Raw genomic sequence first — 16,109 nt, forward strand, 5'->3', positions numbered from 1 at the left:
CGGCGTCGACTGCGCCGGCGTCTCCCCGCCCAGCCACGCCAGCGCGGGCACGACCGGCTCGCACTCCCCCAGCGCACCGGCCAGACTGATCAACGGCGCGGTCCGGTCCACCTCCATCGCGGCCCGGTACGCCACCGTCAGCCCGCCCCGCGCCCCGGCCCGCGCCGCCGCCCGCGCCAGATGCGACTTGCCGATGCCGGCCGGCCCGGTCAGCACCAGGCAGCCCCCCGTGCCGGCGGCCGTGGCCGTGACCGCGCGCCCCAGCACGGTCCACTCAGGCCCCCGGCCGATCAGGTCGTCGTCAGCATTCATCGTGCTCCGTCCCGGACCCCCAGCGCTCTCGGACCCCCAGCGCTTTCGCCAGCCGATTGTGGGTGATGGCCGCCACGGTGGAGAACACCCATTCGGGTGGCCCCGGTGGCACGACTATCGACCGCTCTCCCGCCGTCCGGAAGAAAAGCGCGGCGAACGGTTCCGCCACATTACACAATCGCGGTTGTCGCGTTTATCAGTCTGCGGAGGATTTGCGGCCCGTTCTCGGTGAGCAGTGACTCCACGTGGAACTGCACGGTGCGCAGACCGGGCTTGGCCAGCCCGTGGACGACGCCGCTGACCGGGTCACGGAGCACCCGGACCCGGTCGCCGGTGAGCGGGCAGCCGACGGTGTCCACACCGGACAGCGCGGCGAACGTGTGGTAGAAGCCGACCCGCTCCGGCCGTCCGAAGATCCGCACGACGCGCTGCACGCCCTGCGCGGGCCGGGGCAGCGCGCGGATCGGCAGGCCGAGCGTGGCCGCGACGGCCTGGTGGCCGAGGCAGACCGCGAGCGTGGGGGTACGGGACGCGATCAGCTCGCCGGCGAGCGCGCGCAGCCGGGCGATGCGCGGGTCGGTGAGGTCGCGCGGGTCGCCGGGCCCGGGGCCGAGCACGACGAGGTCCGCGCCGCCGGGGCGGTACGCGGCCGGCGGCACCACCCGGACCTGCACGCCGAGCGCGCGGGCCAGCACCGCGAGCATGGCGGTGAAGTCGTCCTCCGCGTCCACGATCACGGCGCGGCGACCGGCCAGCTCCGGCGCGGGCGGGACGGTCGCGCCGCGCCAGAACCGGGACAGCCCGGCGTTCCGGGCCGCCAGCAGCCCGGCGGGGACGTCCGGAAGACTGCTCACCACAGCCGGATCCGCCGTGGTGAACGCCGTGAGCAGGGCGGACGCCTTGACGCGCGTCTCCGCCGCCTCGGCCGCCGGGTCGCTGTGCCGGACCAGCGTGGCACCGGCGGAGACCTCGACCCGGCCGTCCTCGCGTACGTCCGCGGTGCGGATGAGCAGCGCCGAGTCGAGCGTGCGCCGCCCACGGTCGCGTCCGGCCAGCGCGATCACGCCGGCGTAGTAGCCGCGCCCGTCCGGCTCGTGCGCCGCGATCACCCGGCACGCGCTGGGCACCGGGCTGCCGGTCACCGTGGGCGCGGGCAACGTCTCCCGCAGCAGGTCACGGGCGCCGAGCCGGGACGGGCCGGCCACCACGTACTCGGTGTGGGCCAGCCGGGACATCGGGCGCAGGCGCGGCCCGGTCAGCCGCCCGCCGCCGGTGCAGGCGCGCGCCATGATCTTCAGCTCCTCGTCCGCGACCATCAGCAGCTCCTCCGACTCCTTGCGGTCGGTGAGGAACGCGCGCAGCCCGGCCGCGGTCGGCCCGCCCGGCGGGTAGCGGTAGGTGCCGCTGATCGGGTGCATGGCGGCCTGCCCGTCCCGCAGCCGCACGTGGCACTCCGGGGACGCGCCGATGAGCGTGCGGCCGCCGCCGTGGAACAGGAACGTCCAGTACGCGCCGGTCTCGGCGCGCAGCAGCCGGCCGAGGACCGCGAGCGCGGCCCGCGCCGACCAGTCCGGCGCCTGCGCCCGGTAGCAGCGGCGGAGCACCACGTTGGAGCCGGCGCCGCGGCCGATCGCGCCGGTGATCACACGCCGGACCCGGTCGGCGTAGGCGTCGTCGTCCAGGTCGAAGTGCCCGCCGGTCAGCGCGGTGGCGTCGTCCGGCAGCGCGTCCCGCGCATCGTCCCAGGTCAGGGCGCCATGGGCCCGGACCGGCATGGCCAGCAGCGGCGCGCCGTCGTCCGCGCAGGCCAGACCACGCTCGGTGATCTGCCGGTACGGCAGCACCGCCACCAGGTCCGGTCCGGCGCCGGGCGCGTCCGTCGGCGGCAGCGGCAGGTCCGCGATCAGCGCGTGCTCGCTCACGTCCCCGAGGAGCACCTCCACCGGCCCGTCGCCGCGTCGGAGCACCGCGAAGGACGGCGCTCCGTCGCGCAGCACGGCGCGGACCCGGGCCTCGGTGAGCAGCTCCGGGCCGGTACGCAATGGTGCGGTCACGATCTCTCCCTCAATTTTGTGTTTACTGCTGTCGATTGCGGGCCGCCCGGGAAAACGGTGTCACCGTGCCATTCCGGCGGACAACTACTCGTCCGCGCCACGGGCTGCTCGGAGAGGTAGTGGGAACCGCACAGGCAGACACCTAGCGTCACCGTCGAAAGGCTGAACGGACGCTTTGGAGACGCAATGTGGATGTGCAATTCCCGGGCCGGTGCAACATGCCGGTAAATGAGACCTTCGCGCGGCGGATGCGCCGGGAACGGCTGCACCGGCACGGCGACCAGGGCCTGCTGGTGGTGGCGCTGGACCACCCGATCGGGGCCGGTCCGATCGTGGCGGACGGCCGACTGGACCCGCTGCTGCGTGCCGCCGCGGACAACGGCGCGGACGCGGTGGTGCTCCACAAGGGCGCGCTGCCGCACGTGCGTACCCACTGGTTCAAAGGTCTGTCCTTGATCGTGCACTTGAGCGCCAGCACGGTCTCCGCGCCGGACCCGGACGCGAAGGTGCTGGTCACCCACGTCGAGGAGGCGCTGCGCCGGGGCGCGGACGGCGTGAGCGTGCACGTCAACACCGGGTCGCTGACCGAGGCCCGGCAGCTCGCGGACCTGGCCTCGGTCGCGGACGCCTGCGACCGGTGGGGACTGCCGCTGCTGGCGATGATCTACCCGCGCGGGCCGGGCGTGCGCGAGCGCGACCCGGACGCCGTCGCCCGCGCGGTCACGCTGGCGGCCGAGATCGGCGCGGACCTGGTCAAGACCGCGCTGCCGGCCGATCCCGCGCGGATCGCCCCGATCGTCGCGGCCTGCCCGATCCCGGTGCTGGCCGCGGGCGGCGCGACCGGCGGCGGCGCCCACGCGGTACTGGAGCACCTGGGCGCCGCACTGCGGTCCGGTGCCGCGGGCGCCGCCGTCGGCCGGCTGATCTTCGAGGCGGCGGACCCGGCCGCGATGACCCGCGCCGTCGCCACGCTCGTCCACCACCCCGCCCGGCAGCCGATGCCGGCGCTGCGATGAAGGAGATGACCATGACCCAGTGCTGGCTCGATGTGCGCCGGACCGGTGACCTGACCAAGGAGATCTGCGAGGAGGCGCTGCACCAGGGCCTGGACGCGATCCTCTCCGACGACCCGGACGTGCTGGCGGCGCTGCCGCCGACCGTGCTGCGGGTCCTGCTCCGCCCGGAGCCCGCCGCCGGCACGGACGCCGACGCCCCGCACACCGCCGGCTCCCCGCACGCCGGTCACCCGCATGCCGCCGACGAGACCGGTGCCGATGTCGTGCTCACCACCGGCGAGCCGCCGCGGATCGGCCCGCGCCACGGCCGCTACATCGAGGTCACCGGCCCGGAGACGCTGGCGATCGCGTGCGAGAGCGCGGCCCGGGACGCCTACACCGTGCTGTGCTTCGCCGACCCGACCTACATCCCGCTGGAGATCGTGCTGGCCTCCGCCGCGGGCGCCACCGGCACGATCGTGACCGTCGCGGCCGACCCGCAGGACGCGGCCGTGCAGGACGCGGTGCTGGAGCACGGCCCGCACGGCGTGCTGATGGCCCCGGCCCGGGTCGGCGACGCGACCGGGCTGCGGGCCGCGCTGCGGGCGGTCACGCCGGACCTGAGCCTGGTCCCGCTGCGGGTCACGGCCGTGCGGCACGCCGGGACCGGCGAGCGGGCGTGTGTGGACACCTGCACGATGCTGCTGCCGGACGAGGGGATCCTGATCGGCTCGCGGTCGCGCGGCCTGGTGCTGTGTGCCAGCGAGACGCACCCGTTGCCGTACATGCCGACCCGGCCGTTCCGGGTGAACGCGGGCGCGATCATGTCGTACACGCTGGTCTCCGGCGAGCGGACCGCCTACCTGAGCGAGCTGCGGGCCGGTGACCGGGTGCTCGCGGTCGGCGCGGACGGGCGGACCCGCTCGGTCACGGTCGGCCGCATCAAGATCGAGACGCGGCCGCTGCTCGCGATCGACGCGGTCGCGCCCGGCGGTGAGACCGTCAACCTGATCGTGCAGGACGACTGGCACGTGCGCGTGCTCGGCCCCGGCGGCACCGTGCTCAACTCGACCGCGCTGCGCCCCGGCGACGAGATCCTGGGCTGCCTGCCGGACGCGGACCGGCACGTGGGCTACCCGATCGACGAGACGTGTGTCGAGCAATGATCGTCGACTTCCACGCGCGCCTGTCCCCCGGCCCCGGCGAGCCGGCCGCGCTGCTGGCGGCCATGGACCGGGCCGGGATCACCGCGGCCGCGGTCAGCGCCGGGGGTGTGCTCGGCATCGACCGGCTGGCCCGCCAGCTCAGTGTGGGCGGCCGCAGCGCGGCCAGAGCGGACAACGAGGGGGTACGCCGTGCCTGCCTCGCCTCCGGCGGACGCCTGATCCCGTTCTTCTTCGCGGACCCGCGCCGCGGCCCGGAGGAGTACCGCAGCGCCGCCGCCGGGTTCCACGGCCTGGAGATCTCCCCGGCCGTGCACGGCTTCACGCTCGGCGAGCCGGGCGTCGCCGCGCTGGCCCGGATCGCCGCCGACCTCGGCCACCCGGTCTACGTGGTCTGCCTCGGCCGGCCCGGCGCCCGCGCGGAGGACCTGGCCGCGCTGGCCGCGTCCCGCCCGGCGACCACGTTCGTCTTCGGGCACTGCGGCGGCAACGGGCTGGACACGGACGGGCTGCACCGGCTCGCGCCGCTGCCGAACGTGCTGGCCGAGACGTCCGGCGCGTACACGCTGGCGGCCCGGCTCGCGGTCCGCCGGCTCGGCGCGTCCCGCGTGCTGTTCGGCACGGAGTATCCGCTGCAGGACCCGCGGGTCGAGATCGCGAAGCTGGACGCGCTCGGGCTCACCGCGGCCGAGCGCCGCGCGGTGTCCGGCGGGAACGCGCGCCGGGTGCTCGGACTGGCGGCGATGAGCCATGTCTGACCGCCCGGAGCTCGGCGACTGGACCGGCGCGGCCGGCCTGGCCGCGGTGCAGGACGCACGACTGCCGCAGACGCTGGCCGCGGCCGCGCGCTCGCCGTTCTACCGCGCGCGGGGCGGCGTGCCGTCGGACCGGGCCGGGCTCGCCGCGATGCCGCTGACCACCAAGGCGGACCTGCGGGACGCGTACCCGTTCGGGATGCTGGCCGTGGACCGCCGCCGGCTGGCCACCTACCACGAGTCGAGCGGCACGACCGGCACGCCGTCGTCGTCCTACTACACCGACGAGGACTGGCTGGACCTGGCGGAACGGTACGCGCGCAAGTGGGTCGGCATCCGGGACACGGACACGTTCCTGGTCCGCACGCCGTACGCGCTGATGATCACCGGGCACCTGGCGCAGGCCGCGGCCCGGATGTGCGGCGCGACCGTGGTCCCGGCCGACAACCGCTCGACCGCGATGCCGTACGCCCGCGTGGTCCGGCTCCTGCGCGACCTGCGCGTCACGCTCACCTGGTCGATGCCGACGGACACGCTGCTCTGGGCCGCGGCCGCGCGCGAGGCCGGGCTCGACCCCGGGCGTGACTTCCCGGCGCTGCGCGCGCTCTTCGTCGGCGGCGAGCCGCTCGGGCCGGCCAAGCGGGCCCGGATCGCCCGGATCTGGAACACCACGGTCGTCGAGGAGTACGGCGCGACCGAGTGCGGCAGCCTGGCCGGCGAGTGCCCGGCCGGACGGCTGCACCTGTGGGCGGACCGGGCGATCTTCGAGGTCCGCGACCCGGCGACCGGGGCGGTGACGCCCTGCGGGCGGGGACAGCTGGTGGTCACGCCGCTGTACCGGGAGGCGATGCCGCTGCTGCGCTACAACACCGAGGACGAGGCCGAGGTCTCGGACGCGCCGTGCCGGTGCGGCTGGGAGCTGCCGACCGTACGCGTGCTGGGCCGCAGCGCCGCCGGGCACCGGGTCGCGGGCGCGGACGTCACCCAGGGCGACCTGGAGGAGCTGGTCCTCGGCCTCCCCGGCGTCCTGTTCTGGCGGGCCCGCGCGCTGCCGGACCGGCTGGTCGTGGAGCTGGAGGGCGACCGGGGTGCCGCGGACGCGCTGATCACGGCGGTCCGCGCGCGCTACGACGTGCCGGCCGAGGTGACCGCGCTGCCGCCCGGCGGCCTGGTGCCGCGCCGGCTGCTGACCGAGGCGCCGGACGTGGTCAAGCCGCGCGGGCTGTTCGGCCCGGACGAGGACTGGGCGAAAGCGCTGTCGTACTACTAGGGGGGATCATGCAGAATCCACGCATCGCCGTGGTCGGTGCCGGGATCGGCGGGCTGGCCACGGCCGCCGCGCTGGCCCGCGCCGGACTGCGCTGCGACGTCTTCGACCGCCGGGACCGCCCGGGACGCCTGTCCGGGATGGGCCTCGGCATCCAGCTGTCACCGAACGGTGTCCGTGCGCTCCGCGACCTCGGCGCCGTGCCGCGCCGGGGCGCCGTGGTCCGGCCGGACGCGGTCGAGCTGCGCCGCTGGCGGGACAACGCGCTGCTCGGCCGCGCGCCGCTGGACGACGCCGAGACCCGCTACGGCGCTCCCTACTGGACGCTCACCCGCGCGGACCTGTCCGGCGCGCTGCTGGCCGCGGTCGACGGCGCCGGGCTGCACCTCGGCCGCCGCTGCATCGGCGCGTCGGTCGGGCGCGGCGGCGTCCGGCTGCGCTTCGCCGACGGCGGCGAGCACGTGGCGGACCTGGTCATCGGCGCGGACGGCGTGCACTCCGCGCTGCGCGCCGCGCTCGGCGAGGACGGCGGTCTGGGGCCGCGCTATTCCGGGCATGTCGCCTACCGCGCCGTGGTCCCGGCCGCGGAACTGCCGTCGCACCTGGTCCACCCGCACCGGGTCCGCGTCTGGCTCGGACCGGGCCGGCACTGCGTCAGCTACCCGGTCCGCGGCGGCGAGCAGGTCAACATCGTCGCCACCGCGCCCTCACCGTCTCCCGCACTCCACCCCGAAAACCTGATCATGGGGTACGCCGAGTGGTGCGGATCGGTCCGCGCGGTGCTCTCCGCGGCCGCCGGCCGGGGCCGGGTGTGGCCGCTCTGGTCCGGCGCGCCGGTGCCCCGCCGTCACCGGGGCGGGCTGGTGCTGCTCGGTGACGCCGCGCACCCGGCGCTGCCGTGGATGGCGCAGGGCGCGTCGCAGGCGCTGGAGGACGCGGTCACGCTGGGCCGGTGCCTGAGCGGCGACGACCGGGCACCGCTGGAACGCTACGAGACGCTGCGCGGCGCGCGGGCGGCCCGGCTGGCGGCGGCGATCCGTACCGCCACGGACGAGCACCACCTGCCGGACGGCCTGCGCCAGCGCCGCCGCGACCGCCGCCTGTCCACGCCACCGGACCGCGACTGGCTCTACGGCTACGACGCGACGGCCGGGGTGACGTCGTGACCGGGGCGCTGACCGGCGTTCCGGCCGAGCCACCGGCAGGACCTCCCGCCAGCCCCTCCGCCGGGCCTCTGTCCGGCCGGATCGCGCTGGTGACCGGCGCGGCCGGCGGTATCGGCGCGGCCGTGGTGACGGCGCTGGCCGCGGACGGTGCCACCGTGATCGGCACCGACCTGCACACGGCCCGGATCCTGGACGTGCGCGACCCGGACGCGGTGGAAGCCCTGGTCGCGGACGTGGAGGCGCAGCACGGGCCGATCGCGATCCTGGTCAACGTGGCCGGCGTGCTGCGCACCGGGCCGGTCCTGGACACCACGGACGCGGACTGGCACGCGGTCCTCTCGGTCAACGCGACCGGCGTGTTCACGGTCAGCCGCGCGGTCGCCCGGCGGATGGCGGCGCGGGGCCACGGCGTGATCGTCACGGTCGGCTCGAACGCGGCCGGGGTGCCCCGCGCGCGGATGGCCGCCTACGCGGCCGCGAAGGCCGCGGCCGCGCACTTCACCCGCTGCCTCGGCCTGGAGCTGGCCGGTCGCGGCGTGCGCTGCAACGTGGTCGCGCCCGGCACCACGGACACGGAGATGCTGCGCGGGATGCCGCCCGGCGACGCCGTGGCCGGGAACCCGGCGGTGTTCAAGGCCGGGATCCCGCTGGGCCGGATCGCGGCGCCGTCCGATGTGGCGGACGCGGTGGCGTTCCTGGTCTCGGACCGGGCCCGGCACGTGACCATGCACGACCTCTACGTGGACGGCGGCGCGACGCTGCGCGCCTGAGAGTCAGGAGTTCGCATGCCCATTCCGGCGATCCTTCCGTACCCGATGCCGCGTGATCTTGATCTTTGTCCGGACGGGCCGCGGTGGCGGCCGGATCCGCGCCGCGCGGCGCTGCTCATCCACGACATGCAGCGATTCTTCGTGCGGTCCTTCCCCGCGGGCGACTCACCGGCCGAGGATCTGCTGACCAACATCGCGCGGGTACGGGACGCGGCCGCCGCGTCCGGTGTGCCGGTGTTCTACAGCGCGCAGCCCGGCGGCGCGACGCGGGCGGAACGCGGGCTGCTGCACGACCTGTGGGGCACCGGCATGCGCGCGGCACCGGAGGACCGGGACATCGTGCCGGCGCTGGCGCCGCGGGCCGGGGACGTGGTGGTGCACAAGACCCGGTACAGCGCGTTCCACGGGACCGGCCTGGCGTCCCGGCTGGCCGCGGCCGGGCGGGACCAGCTGATCGTGTGCGGCGTGTACGCGCACCTGGGCTGCCTGTTCACGGCCGCGGACGCGTTCGCGCACGACATCGCGCCGTTCCTGGTGGCGGACGCGGTCGCGGACTTCACGCCGGAGGAGCATCGGGCCGCGCTGGCGTTCGCCGGCCGCCGCTTCGCCACCGTCACGACGACGGAGGAGCTGCTCAGGGCGTTGTAGGCGGGCTCGCCCGTCGACGCTCGCGCAAGCGGGAGGGAGCCCGGCGCGGCCTCGCGTGGAAGCGGAAGGGCGCCGCGACCCGGGGGCGGGGTCGCGGCGTCGTGCGCAGCCTCAGTGCGGGCCGTCGTCGCCGGAGATCAGCGTGGCCAGCTCGACGCGGGAGGCGATGCCGAGCTTCCGGAAGATCTGTCGCAGGTGGTAGTTGACGGTGTGCGGGGACAGGCCGATCTTCGTGGCGATCGCCTGGTTGGTCAGGCCGCACGCGACCAGCGCCGCGACCTCACGCTCCCGGTCGCTCAGCCGGGACCACGGTGTGCCGGACGGCCGGGCCGGCACGGTGTCCAGCGCGGCCCGGGTCCGCCCCGGGAGAGGGCGCGCGCGCCCGGGACGTGCGGTGTCGCGGTGCAGGTCCGCGAGCGCGGTGCGGGGCCCGCCGGCCGGGCGGTGCACGCGGAACCCGCCTGGCACGCCCCGGTCCGTGCACGCGTGGCCGTCGTGCAGCGCCACGCGTACCGGCTGCGGGATCGTGCGGGCCACCTCGCGCCGCACCAGCTCGTGCGGGAACGCGAGCAGGTCGCCGCGCGCGGCCAGCAGGCCGGCGGTGAGCGCCTCGTCGACGGCCGGCAGCAGCGCCGCGGCCGGCCCGCCGAGCAGCTCGGCCAGGTCGATCAGCTGGAACTCCGGGTCGAGCGTGGTGGCGACCTGCACCAGGTGCCGCGCGCCCGGCGAGAGCAGCCCGGCGCACCGGCGGATCCGGTCGCGGACCGCAGCCGGGAGCCTCGGGTCGCGCAGCGTCGCGCGTCCGTCCGCCACCACGGCCAGCTGTTCGTCGCGCAGGCCGCGGGCCAGCGTGATCAGCGCGCCGGGCAGGCCGCCCGCCACGTGCGCGAGCTCGCGCAGCGCCGGGTCGGGCTCCGCACCGAACAGCGCGGCCAGCACCGCGCCGGTCGCGGCCGGGTCCAGCGGCGCCAGCGGCACGTGCAGGATCCGGCCCAGGTCGAGCGGGTCCAGGCCGGGCAGGCGGGTGCCGGTCCGGCGGGCCAGGATCGGCACCACGCGCGCGGCCCGGGAGGCGGCCGCGAGCGTGCCGGCCACGGCCGGGTCGGTCCAGAACGGATCGTCGATCAGCAGCGGTGCCGGCCCGTCGCCGGCCGGACGGGCGGCCGCGGAGGTCAGCAGCCGGGCGAGCCCGGACACCTCGACCGGGCCGGGCGGCAGGCTGAGCACGGTACGGCCCGCGGCGCGCGCGCCGGCCCCGATCTCCTCCAGCAGCCTGCTCCGGCCACCGCCGGGCGGGCTCTCGACCACCACCTGCGCCGGGCCCTCCCCGCCCCGGCGCAGCAGTGCCGAGATCGCGCGGTACTCGCGTTCTCGGCCGAACATCCCTGTCTTCATCTCTGCGTCTCCCCCCTTGCTACCGGTCACACGTGAGGTTCGTGTGACTCGATCGTGAGGGCGGACGCGTGAGTGAACCGTGTATTAGTAGGGGTTCCGGCCAGAATGATGCTCAGGTGTCGCAGAGCTTGCGGAGCGCCGGCAGGTCACAGACGACCAGGCGGCGGTACCCGGTCTCGATCAGGCCGTGCGCGCGCAGCTCCTGCATGGCCTTCTGCACGGTGGCCTGCGCGATGCCGATCATGGTGGCCAGCTCCGGCTGGCTGAGCGTGACGCCGAGCTCGACGCCGCCGTCCGGCCGGGGCCGCCCGCAGCCCTCCGCGATCTCGACCAGCACACGGGCCAGCCGGATGTGCGCCGGGAACGCGCCGAAGTCGGTGCGCCGCCGGTTCGCGAACTGCAGCTGACTCACGACGGACGCGGTGACCAGCCGATTCGCCTCCGGCCGGCGGCGGAGGAAGCCCTCGAACGCGGGCCGGGCCAGCACCACCGAGATCACCCGCCCGCACGCGGTGACGGTCGCGTTGCGGGGCGCGCCGGTCAGCACCGCGGTCTCGCCGAGCAGCTCGCCCGGCATCCGGATGGCCAGCAGCGTGTCGATCGTGGTCACCTTGACGAACCCGATCAGCAGCAGCTCGACGTGGGTGCCGCGATCGCCCTCCCGCATCAGCACCTGGCCGGCCTCGAACCGGCGTCGGGCCCCCATGTCGATCATCTCGGCGACGAGGCCGGGCGGGAGCTGGGCCAGGAAAGTGCCGGGGCCCCATTCAGGGTACGGATAGTCGTGCTGCACGGGGATCCTCCGGCGGACGCGGGGGCTTCCTAGAGGAGCGTCACGGCCACGGCGCCGATGCTCATCGCCGACACTGTCAGACTTAGCGAGATCTGCAACAGTCGATGCTTGCGCCAGTTGATCCGGCTCAGTGTAACCAACTGGCGACTGACCATGGCGAGCTCGTCGTCCTCGCTCAGCTCCCCGAGCCGCTCCGCCAGCGACTGTGCCTGCCATTCCCGCAGGTGACCGAAGTAGATGAGGTCGCCGATCGCCACCATCCGCCCCTTCGGACGCAGCACCGGTGCCACGACCGCGATCGACGTGCCCATAGCGGCCACCACCAGCAGCATCGCCAGCACGACGGCCGGAGAGCCGCCCATCTGCCACGCGCTGATCCCGAGGACGAACGCGCCGCCCTGGTGTGCCAGCAGGATGCCGGCCTTCGCGTCCGCCCGAGCCGCCATGGCCTCGAGCCCGGCGTGCACCTGCCAGGTGAACGCCACCTCTCGTGGCTGATCCATCGTCCGTGTCATGCCCCGATCGTGTGCCGGGGCCGCGCCCCGGACCTGCTAAAAATCCGTGGTCCACACGATAAGTGACCGATTGGTGACGCATATCGCTCACGGTGGCACCACCGCCCCGCCGTCCTCGCGACATGAGTGACGCCACGATCACCGAGGGGCGGGACACCCGGCCGGTGGCGCTCTAGAGTGGACGCCGTGACCTCACTGGTCCTGCATGCCTTCGCGCCGCTCGACGGCCCCGCGGCGCCGCTCGCGCTGCACCAGCTCCGGGCGCTCTGGGCCGCGTGCGGCGAGGTGCTCGAGATGCACACGCCGCTCGCCGCCGGGCTGCCGGTCGAGCCGCGGGACTGGCGCGGGGAACGGCGCGTCGGCGCGCTCGCGGCCCGGCGGCGCGACGAGTTCCGGGCGGTCCTGCGGCGGGACCGGGACGTGCTGATCCTCTCCGCCGCGCTGCCCGGTGTGGGCGACGCCGGCTGGGTCGAGCTGGACCGATGGCTGGACACGGTCGCGGCCGGCGGCGTCGACGCGCTCATCGGCCTGTGCCGCATCTACCGGATGCCCGCGGCGGACCCGTCCTTCCCGCCTGACCGCGCCGCCCTGCCGGACTTCCTCACCCACGCCGGCTGGCAGGACGATCGGGTCCGGCTCGGCCGGCAGGCCTGCGCCTGGGAGATGTCGCCGCGCCAGGACACCCGCCGGGAACGCCGCCTGGTCGTGGCCGGCGCGGATCTGGACGCGCTCACCTGGGGCCCGACCGGCGACGACGCGCTGCCGCCGCTGGGCCGGTACCTGATGCACGCGGCCGTGCTCCGCTACCAGTACCGGCTCTGGACCGGCGATCAACGGCGGATCGGCGCATTACGCGCCGACCGGCCGGGGCGTGATCTGCTCCGCGCCGACCTCGCGCGGCTGCACTCCATGCACGCGACGTCGGACACGTCCACGCGGGCCCTGGCCGACGCCGCGCGTGCGGCCGGGATGCGTGGTGACGGCGGCCCCGACCCGGTGACGGACGACCGTGAGTTCGGCCGCTGGCTGACCCGGCAGCTGGAGGACGCGCGTTCCGGCGTGGAGAACCTGCTGCGCGCGGACGGCAAGCCCGACGACGACCTGTTCGGCCCGCTCCCGGACGCCGCCGTCCCGCCACGGGCCGGCGACCCGCCGTCCCGTGTCCCGCCGCGCTCCACCGCGCCCCGCTCCGCACCGGCGCGGGCTTCCCGGCCGCCCGGCGCCTCCGGACGGCCGCCCGGCAATGACCCGCCGCCGGGACGACCGTCCCCCGGAGACTCGCAGCCCGGACGGCGGCCGCACGAGTCCGCGCGGGAAGGCGCACGGCCGCACTCCTGGTGGCAGGCCGAAGGCACCGAGCCGGATACGCGCCCGCGCGCCACCCGGCATGCGCTGCGGATGAGCTTCACCGTCGACGCGGTCGGATACAGCGGCAACGACCTGGCCGGTCGCGACCTCGTCCAGCGCCGCATCTCCGACGTGGTCGTCCAGGCCCTGGACGATCTGCATCTGGACCTGACCGACACCGACCACCAGGGCACCGGCGACGGCATCAACGTGGTCCTGCCCGCGGACCTGGATCTGCCCCGCGCGCTCGCGGACCTGCTGCACGGCACCGCGGGCGCGCTCCGCGAGGACAGCCGCCGCTACACGGCCCCGCTGCGGCTGCGAATGGGCGCGTCGATCGGCAGATTCCGGATCGCGGCGCTGGGCTGGTCCGACTCCACCGTGATCGAGACGAACCGGCTGTGCGACAGCGCCCCGGTGCGGACCGCGATGAAGGACGACCCGGCACTGCTCCTCGCCGCGATGATCTCCGACCGGCTCTACCCCTTCACGGTCGAGGAGGGGCATCCGAAGCTTCCGCCCGCGGACTTCACACAGACCGACGTGACGGTCAAGGCTTACCAGGGGCGCGCCTGGCTCTGGTCCCCGCGCGTCTGACTCGGCGCGGGCCGGGGGCGCGCCGGCCGTACCATGTGATGGTCCTGATCTTGTGTTTTAGCAGTTCAACGGGCGGTAAGGTCGGTCCCGACCCCGGTTTGGACCGAAATGTCTGCACGGATGAACAGGGGATGACCATGTCCAAGAAGCTGCTGGGCGGCGCCTTCGTGTGCGCGATGCTGGCGACGGGAGCGCTCCACGCCACGCCGGCCTCGGCGGCGCCGGCCGATCGCGGCTGCGGCGCCGACCAGTCCGACTGGGTGGTCCAGAAGTACGGCTACACCGGCGATGTCGACGTCACGACCGCCTACGGCGAGGAGCCGGCCGGCTCGCACCAGCGGTTCCTCGATCTGCTGCCGCAGTGGGAGGTGGCGGTGCGGACCGCGGAGAACGACGCGTTCGAGGGTGACGCCACGTTCGCCGGCGACGAGGCCAAGATCTGGAAGCGCGGCTACACGTGGACCGTGCCGGCCACGACGTGGTCGCCGGGCGGCACCGCCAGTTTCCTGGGCCCGGAGTGCAAGGCCGGCACCACGATCGTGGAGTCCGCGATCTACCTCTTCGAGGCCTGGGACAGCTATGACGACGGCGCGAAGACCGCGTGGGGCGTTCTGACCCGCGACATCTGATCCGGGTTTCGTGAGCGGCCGCGGGCCTTTCCGGCCTGCGGCCGCTACGGTCGTGCACGTGGATCCGCGCGTGCGCCCGCTCGGCGAGGGCACCGACCACGTCGCCTACGAGATCAACGGCGACGTGGTGGTACGGGTGAGCCGGCGCCCCGCCCCGGCCGGCCCCGAGGCCCGGCTGCTGTCCCTGGTCGCGGACGTGTCACCGCTGCCGACGCCCCGGGTGATCTTCGCGGACGACCACCTCCTCGCCTACCGCCGTCTCCCCGGCGTCCCGCTGCTGGACCTCCCGCGCGGCGACGAACTCCCGGTCGCCCGCCGGCTCGGCACGCTGCTGCGCGCCCTCCACGCGATTCCCGCCGCACGCGTCTCCGCGCTGGTCCCGGCCGACGAGGACCCGCCGTCCACCTGGCTCGCCGGGCTGACCCCGGTCCCGGCCGCCGCCGCGTTCCTGGCCGCGCCGCCGCCCCCGCCGGCCGCGAACCTGGTGTTCTCGCACAACGATCTCGGCATCGAGCACGTGCTGGTGGACCCGGACAGCCACGAGATCACCGGCATCATCGACTGGTCCGACGCCGCACTGGTGGACCCGGCCTGCGATTTCGGCCGCATCCTCCGCGACCTGGGCCCGGCCGCACTGGACGCGGCCGCGGAGTCCTACGGCGGCGAGGTGTCCCGCCCGCGCGCGCTCTTCTACGCCCGCTGCGGCGCGCTGGAGGACCTGGCCTACGGCCTGGAGACCGGCAAGGCCACCTATGCGGACAAGGCGACCGCGTCGCTGGGCTGGCTGTTCCCGGGCTGATCCGGCGCCGCGGTATCGCACCGGATCGGTTACGGCCCCAATGGACATTTTCCTGAGCGGACGTCCGTCCGGCATCGGCCCGGAAAGCGTCCAGAAGGCCACTAACAGCCGCTGCATTCCGGAGCGCACCCGGCGAAGAATGGCGACAGGAACGGCGGGACGGAACACTGCGGACGTTCGTCCCGGAATCGCCGTAAGGATGCGAATCCTTCTCCTGAAGCCCAGGTGAGCAGGTGCGTACCTCATGACACACGAGCCTTTCGGCGCATTGATCCTCGCATTCGAGATCGAGCGTTTCGGACAGCTTTCCCACGACATCTCGCCGGATCAGCACGGATCCATGGTGGCGGTGATCACGACAGCGCTGCGCAATTCCGGAATCGATCCCGAGAGCACCCGGCGGCAGGATCACCACGCCGGAACGGTGCTCATCGCGCCGGGTGCGGGGCCGGTGACCGTGCTCGGCGCTCTCATGCGGGAGCTCGGCGGGCTGGTCCGGCAACGGGCGATGCGGCTGCGCGTGGCGGTCCACCACGGACTCGTCTCGCACGACGGGCGCGGGTGGGCCGGGACCGCGCTCACCACGGCGACGGAGCTGGCCGGCGCGGAGGCCGCGCGGAACACGCTGGCGGGCGATCCGGGCGCGTCCCTGGCCGTGATCGTCAGCGACGACCTCTACCGGAACGTGGTCGCCCACCACCTGGACGCCACGGCCTATCAGGAGGTCAGGGTGCAGGCCGGCGCCCCGGCGTGGGTGACCGTGCCGGAGGCCGCGCCCACGGTGGCCACGCCGGCTCCGGCGGAGGCCACGCCCGCCGGGGCGGACGTCAGGATCGGCACCCAGTTCACCGCGCCGGCGTCGTTCAGCAGTACCTACATCAGCCAGATCAACAACTGAGGCGAC

General features: G+C 74.9%; 16 protein-coding genes. 11 read left to right on the forward strand and 5 right to left on the reverse strand.

Translation table 11 applies throughout. From position 1 onward, the window contains the following. The coding region (locus tag OP04_RS54020) for an ATP-binding protein (RefSeq protein ID WP_033345070.1) at positions 1-312 on the reverse strand (312 nt) is incomplete at its 3' end. Between the two features lie 170 nt (positions 313-482). Next, positions 483-2,309 carry a chorismate-binding protein gene (locus OP04_RS39245; protein ID WP_408606843.1) on the reverse strand — a complete coding sequence of 609 codons (1,827 nt, stop codon included), beginning with the start codon at positions 2,307-2,309 and terminating at the stop codon, positions 483-485. A 245-nt stretch (positions 2,310-2,554) separates the two neighbouring features. Here OP04_RS39245 and OP04_RS39250 point away from each other — a divergent pair, with 245 nt between their 5' ends. From OP04_RS39250 to OP04_RS39280, 7 genes are read left to right on the forward strand one after another with little or no spacing between them, the layout of a single operon-like run. Next, a complete protein-coding gene (locus tag OP04_RS39250; RefSeq protein ID WP_232323907.1) occupies positions 2,555-3,382 on the forward strand; it encodes a 2-amino-3,7-dideoxy-D-threo-hept-6-ulosonate synthase in 828 nt (275 codons plus the stop codon). Between the two features lie 11 nt (positions 3,383-3,393). Then, positions 3,394-4,527 carry a 3-dehydroquinate synthase II family protein gene (locus OP04_RS39255; protein ID WP_232323908.1) on the forward strand — a complete coding sequence of 378 codons (1,134 nt, stop codon included), beginning with the start codon at positions 3,394-3,396 and terminating at the stop codon, positions 4,525-4,527. Beyond that, a complete protein-coding gene (locus tag OP04_RS39260; protein WP_033345072.1) occupies positions 4,524-5,282 on the forward strand; it encodes an amidohydrolase family protein in 759 nt (252 codons plus the stop codon). The genes OP04_RS39255 and OP04_RS39260 overlap by 4 nt, the downstream gene beginning before the upstream one ends. Next, complete coding sequence (locus OP04_RS39265; RefSeq protein ID WP_033345073.1) at positions 5,275-6,549, forward strand: phenylacetate--CoA ligase family protein; 1,275 nt, start codon at positions 5,275-5,277, stop codon at positions 6,547-6,549. The genes OP04_RS39260 and OP04_RS39265 overlap by 8 nt, the downstream gene beginning before the upstream one ends. A gap of 8 nt (positions 6,550-6,557) precedes the next feature. Beyond that, the gene (locus tag OP04_RS39270) at positions 6,558-7,712 is read left to right on the forward strand and encodes an FAD-dependent monooxygenase (RefSeq protein ID WP_033345074.1); all 1,155 of its coding nucleotides are present in this window, start codon (positions 6,558-6,560) and stop codon (positions 7,710-7,712) included. Continuing rightward, positions 7,709-8,482: an SDR family oxidoreductase gene (locus OP04_RS39275; RefSeq protein WP_232323909.1), complete on the forward strand. Its 774-nt coding sequence runs from the start codon at positions 7,709-7,711 to the stop codon at positions 8,480-8,482. Before OP04_RS39270 ends, OP04_RS39275 begins: the two co-directional genes overlap by 4 nt. Before the next feature lie 15 nt (positions 8,483-8,497). Next, on the forward strand, positions 8,498-9,130 hold the full coding sequence (locus tag OP04_RS39280; RefSeq protein WP_033345075.1) for an isochorismatase family protein: 633 nt from the start codon (positions 8,498-8,500) through the stop codon (positions 9,128-9,130). Positions 9,131-9,241: 111 nt separating this feature from the next. On the opposite strand, the gene OP04_RS54025 is transcribed toward OP04_RS39280, so the two are convergent. The 3 genes from OP04_RS54025 to OP04_RS39295 form a co-directional block, all read right to left on the reverse strand. Then, positions 9,242-10,525 carry a helix-turn-helix transcriptional regulator gene (locus tag OP04_RS54025; RefSeq protein ID WP_198154142.1) on the reverse strand — a complete coding sequence of 428 codons (1,284 nt, stop codon included), beginning with the start codon at positions 10,523-10,525 and terminating at the stop codon, positions 9,242-9,244. A gap of 112 nt (positions 10,526-10,637) precedes the next feature. Next, positions 10,638-11,318 carry a Crp/Fnr family transcriptional regulator gene (locus OP04_RS39290; protein ID WP_033345077.1) on the reverse strand — a complete coding sequence of 227 codons (681 nt, stop codon included), beginning with the start codon at positions 11,316-11,318 and terminating at the stop codon, positions 10,638-10,640. Between the two features lie 29 nt (positions 11,319-11,347). Continuing rightward, complete coding sequence (locus OP04_RS39295; RefSeq protein ID WP_085067132.1) at positions 11,348-11,833, reverse strand: Pycsar system effector family protein; 486 nt, start codon at positions 11,831-11,833, stop codon at positions 11,348-11,350. A gap of 186 nt (positions 11,834-12,019) precedes the next feature. On the opposite strand from OP04_RS39295, the gene OP04_RS50590 reads away from it, so the two are divergent. The 4 genes from OP04_RS50590 to OP04_RS50595 all read left to right on the forward strand — a co-directional run bounded on the left by OP04_RS50590 (position 12,020) and on the right by OP04_RS50595 (position 16,103). After that, complete coding sequence (locus tag OP04_RS50590) at positions 12,020-13,777, forward strand: CATRA conflict system CASPASE/TPR repeat-associated protein (protein ID WP_157240972.1); 1,758 nt, start codon at positions 12,020-12,022, stop codon at positions 13,775-13,777. Between the two features lie 137 nt (positions 13,778-13,914). Beyond that, positions 13,915-14,406 (forward strand): hypothetical protein, encoded by a 492-nt coding sequence (locus OP04_RS39305; protein ID WP_157240974.1) that lies wholly within the window; start codon positions 13,915-13,917, stop codon positions 14,404-14,406. A 58-nt stretch (positions 14,407-14,464) separates the two neighbouring features. After that, positions 14,465-15,205 carry a phosphotransferase family protein gene (locus tag OP04_RS39310; RefSeq protein ID WP_232323910.1) on the forward strand — a complete coding sequence of 247 codons (741 nt, stop codon included), beginning with the start codon at positions 14,465-14,467 and terminating at the stop codon, positions 15,203-15,205. Positions 15,206-15,449: 244 nt separating this feature from the next. After that, complete coding sequence (locus OP04_RS50595; protein ID WP_157240976.1) at positions 15,450-16,103, forward strand: hypothetical protein; 654 nt, start codon at positions 15,450-15,452, stop codon at positions 16,101-16,103. Positions 16,104-16,109 lie beyond the last annotated feature (6 nt).

It is taken from the genome of Catenuloplanes japonicus, from assembly GCF_000717135.1.
GTDB classification, from domain to species: domain Bacteria; phylum Actinomycetota; class Actinomycetes; order Mycobacteriales; family Micromonosporaceae; genus Catenuloplanes; species Catenuloplanes japonicus.

Bases quoted from the DNA above. Each gene is read 5' to 3' on its own strand.
- OP04_RS39255 (WP_232323908.1), top strand. From the start codon at position 3,394: ATGACCCAGTGCTGGCTCGATGTGCGCCGGACCGGTGACCTGACCAAG.
- OP04_RS39260 (WP_033345072.1), top strand. From the start codon at position 4,524: ATGATCGTCGACTTCCACGCGCGCCTGTCCCCCGGCCCCGGCGAGCCG.
- OP04_RS39265 (WP_033345073.1), top strand. From the start codon at position 5,275: ATGTCTGACCGCCCGGAGCTCGGCGACTGGACCGGCGCGGCCGGCCTG.
- OP04_RS39270 (WP_033345074.1), top strand. From the start codon at position 6,558: ATGCAGAATCCACGCATCGCCGTGGTCGGTGCCGGGATCGGCGGGCTG.
- OP04_RS39280 (WP_033345075.1), top strand. From the start codon at position 8,498: ATGCCCATTCCGGCGATCCTTCCGTACCCGATGCCGCGTGATCTTGAT.
- OP04_RS54025 (WP_198154142.1), bottom strand. From the start codon at position 10,525: ATGAAGACAGGGATGTTCGGCCGAGAACGCGAGTACCGCGCGATCTCG.
- OP04_RS39295 (WP_085067132.1), bottom strand. From the start codon at position 11,833: ATGACACGGACGATGGATCAGCCACGAGAGGTGGCGTTCACCTGGCAG.
- OP04_RS39305 (WP_157240974.1), top strand. From the start codon at position 13,915: ATGTCCAAGAAGCTGCTGGGCGGCGCCTTCGTGTGCGCGATGCTGGCG.
- OP04_RS50595 (WP_157240976.1), top strand. From the start codon at position 15,450: ATGACACACGAGCCTTTCGGCGCATTGATCCTCGCATTCGAGATCGAG.